Raw genomic sequence first — 3,433 nt, forward strand, 5'->3', positions numbered from 1 at the left:
GCTCGGCGAGCGCGATGCGAGAGCATAGCACATTCGCCCGGCACTCAGAACACGGTCGCTATTCCTCGGCGCGCTCGATTTTGCGGCGAAGGCGTTCGCCCGTCTCTCGGATCAGCTCGACGTGATATTCGTCGATGAGGCGAAGCAAGTCTTCGGTTTCGTCCGAGAATCGCTTTTGGGATTCGGCTATCTGGGCCAATGCTTCCTCGATCCGCGCCATCGACGCGTCGAATTTGTCGGATGACCGGACGAGACGTGCGTCGATGGCGTCGTATTTCGAATCGATCCGGCAAATCAATTCGAGAATGAGGCGTTCCTCGTCAGTCTCGCTCATATGCCCTTCCCGTCGTCACCAGTGCGCCGGCCGGAGTCCACCATTGGCGTCCGTGCCGCAAACCGATTGCTGAACTGACCGGACGCCTTTTCGGAAGCCGGAGTAGCGGGCGGTTCGGACTGCGGTCGGAACGAGAGTCCAACATGACGCGAGAGAGGAGTCCATCGCCGGACCGCCGGGCAATCGAATGGGTCCCTACTTTCGAATCTCGGTCGGCGGGGGTGGCGCAGAGCCCCGTCGAAAAACCGTATCGACGGCCCTTTATGCCTCTTCCCAAGCAACGACTAACGGTCGTGACTAAAATGTCGGCTGAAACCTAATGCCATTGACTTAATGCGCAGCGAAATGAAATGTGAAAAAGAGAAGGGGCAAATGCTAGTTCGTTATAAAGTTCAACCCGCTTGTCGGTAGGGACAACGGGTGGATTACGTCTCTCGTCAAAATCCAGGTAGTCCCGCAGCGCAAGAGTAAGCTGATGTGCGGCGTCGTAGGCATCGAAAATTAATTGCGTTGCCTCCTTTGCACTCTCGGCCTTTTTAGCGAACGCTAATTTATCACAAAGCCTCTCATATGCGTCCTGAACCTGTAACGCATGATAAAATCGATTTGACTGCGCAATTTTGAAGCGCCCTTTGTTCTCTGACCACAAGCTATCTTCTATTTCTCGGCGCAAAAATTCAGCTTCGCTTGGGGGCACCCTTTCAATCGGCGCTACGATAGCGCCATACATTTTCTGTGTTCGGTCAATAAAAATCGCGCGATATTCGACACTTCCACATTTGGCTTCGTCCGGGCGGCTATCTGATTTTGGTTGCGCCACGGCCGGTTCCGCCCACGCCGTTAGACTCGATATAGTCACGAGAATAAATACTACTTTCAGCATACTATTCCCCGATGCATACCTTTTTTAGAGTCCTCCAAATTTATAGCTCCAATTCGAGTTGAATCAATAGATCATTACAACAGCACGGCACACTGGTGGCGGAAGGTGGGTATTAAGCCGAAAGGCGTCGTCGCCGCGGGCGGCGGATAAGCGCACAGCGGTAGCCCAAAGAGCGAGAACGCAGCCGCATCACGGATTGTTAACCATATCTCCCAATAGTGGCGCTGACGCTACTGGGGGTTTTGATTATGAAAAGAATTCTTGCTTCGACGGCGCTCGTTCTTTTGTCCGAGAGCGCCGCGATGGCGGGCTCGCCGGTCCGCTACAATGAACCCCCGACTCCTTCTCAGCTTCCCGCCTATCCCACTGGCGAACAGTTGCGCGAGCGCGGGCGCAATGACGACGCGACCGGCTCCATTGGTGGGCGATCGTATCGCGGCCGAGCATACGCGCCGATCGTCAGCAAAGACGGCTACGTGCCGGCGCGCCCCGTCGCCCCTCCGCCGACCTGGACAGGATTCTATGTCGGCGCGACGCTCGGAACAGGGTGGGCGAAATTCCGGCTCTCTGACAAGTGGTCGAATTTCGATGGTGTCGGCATGTTCGGCGCGAGCGTCGGCGCGACGGCCGGCTTCGATTATCAATTCTCGCCTTCGATCGTCGCAGGTATCGCCGCCGATGGCAATGTGAACACCACGGCGGCAAAGGACAGTAGCTCTTTCGGCGAGTCGACTTTCCGAGAGGCCGCCTCTTGGGCGTTGCGCGGCAGGCTCGGAACTCTCACGGCGGACGATACGCTCGTCTATGTCACGGCTGGCGTCTCGGAAGTGTTCACCAGGGAGAGTGATTCCGGCACGACGGGAGGAAGCAGCGCGCGATTCATCGGCGGGGTATTCGGAGCTGGTGTCGAGACACGGCTGACGGGCAATCTCTATGGTCGCGTCGAATATCTTCACGGGGTCTATGGAAAGCGCAGTTTCGACGGCGGCGCGTCCTACGTTCACCCGGATACGGGCGTCGCTCGCATCGGCCTCATCTTCCGCCCGTCCGAGTCTGACGGCCGAGACACGCCATTCGCCCCCAATGGCGCACGGGGGCCACTATTGCGCGAGAGCTGGACTGGCGCGCATATCGGCGCTCATGGCGGCGTCGCGTGGGGCAGCACGAAGCTTTCCGACTCGAACGGTTCGGCCGATGGCGTCGGCGGCGCAGGCGGCAGCGGGGGCGTGTTGCTCGGCTATGACTATCAGTATGGCCGATCGGTCTTCGGCCTCGAAATCGACGGCAGCGCTGGCGGCGCGAAATCGACGGCCAGCAGCGCGCTTCCCCTGTTCTCCGCCAACGCGCAAATTGCTTACGATTGGGATTATTCCATTCGGGCGCGTGCGGGCCACCTGTTCGGCGATACTCTGTTGTTCGGAACGGCAGGATGGACGCAAACTTATGGGCGTCTCACGACGGCGGGGCTGCTCGGTATCAGCGCGTCGCACGCCTTCACGGGCTTTCAGCTCGGCGGCGGCATGGAAACGATGCTGACGGAGCATGTCGGCGCTCGCCTGGAATATCTCCACAGCTTCTATGACAAATACGCCGCTGTGCTCGGATCGGCGATCGATGCGCGACCGACAACAGGAAAGGCCCGCGCGGCCGTGCTCTACAAGTTCTGACGGCGCGCGCGGGAACGAGACGGCCACTCGCCGTTGAGCTTCTTCATCTCTTCAATTCCCTCTTTGCGGCGCTCGTCGATCCACTCCGCCAAATCCTGAAGATGGACTCCGATAGCGGACTTCTGAGAATCTCTCTCGATCCGGACGAGCGGGAGCTTGATCTCTCCCTTCAGCGATTTCTCTTTGAAGTGGCGCACGCTCAGATGGGGGAAATAGTCGCGGCAAACGATATCTAGCGGGATCACCGCCAAGCCATCGTATTGCGCCATGAGAAGGAATGCAGTGTTCATAGGAGTCTTCATTGTCGCGGAACAGATGCTTTTCGAGAGCGCCCGATTGCGCGCGCAGGTCTCGACTGGATCGTAATGCGCTCAGCCGAGCTTCGTCAAATCGAGCAATCGCCGACAATTCCGCCTGTTCTGTCGTCACCGGTCGCTCGCGCATGAACCGAAGGTCCACAAACAGCTCCGCGCTCAGACGCCGGAGGGAGTGGTCCAGGTTCTACCTGGACCGGCCGCTCTTACCTGGACCGCGCAACCCCTTATTCTT

General features: G+C 58.4%; 4 protein-coding genes. 1 reads left to right on the top strand and 3 read right to left on the bottom strand.

Annotated features, from left to right (window positions below; all coding sequences use genetic code 11):
- Positions 1–58 precede the first annotated feature (58 nt).
- Together A1351_RS24300 and A1351_RS24305 are read right to left on the bottom strand one after the other, a co-directional pair.
- On the bottom strand, positions 59–220 hold the full coding sequence (locus A1351_RS24300; protein ID WP_157096042.1) for a hypothetical protein: 162 nt from the start codon (positions 218–220) through the stop codon (positions 59–61).
- 430 nt (positions 221–650) lie between these two features.
- Positions 651–1,154, bottom strand: coding sequence for a hypothetical protein (locus A1351_RS24305; protein ID WP_157096043.1), 504 nt, complete (start codon positions 1,152–1,154; stop codon positions 651–653).
- A gap of 311 nt (positions 1,155–1,465) precedes the next feature.
- On the opposite strand from A1351_RS24305, the gene A1351_RS01740 reads away from it, so the two are divergent.
- Positions 1,466–2,884, top strand: a complete 1,419-nt coding sequence (locus A1351_RS01740; RefSeq protein ID WP_064031991.1) for an outer membrane protein — start codon at positions 1,466–1,468, stop codon at positions 2,882–2,884.
- Here A1351_RS01740 and A1351_RS01745 read toward each other — a convergent pair.
- Positions 2,872–3,174: a pyocin activator PrtN family protein gene (locus A1351_RS01745; protein WP_064031992.1), complete on the bottom strand. Its 303-nt coding sequence runs from the start codon at positions 3,172–3,174 to the stop codon at positions 2,872–2,874. The genes A1351_RS01740 and A1351_RS01745 overlap by 13 nt on opposite strands.
- Between the last annotated feature and the right edge of the window lie 259 nt (positions 3,175–3,433).

The sequence above is a fragment of the Methylosinus sp. R-45379 genome (assembly GCF_001644125.1).
Classification (GTDB): domain Bacteria; phylum Pseudomonadota; class Alphaproteobacteria; order Rhizobiales; family Beijerinckiaceae; genus Methylosinus.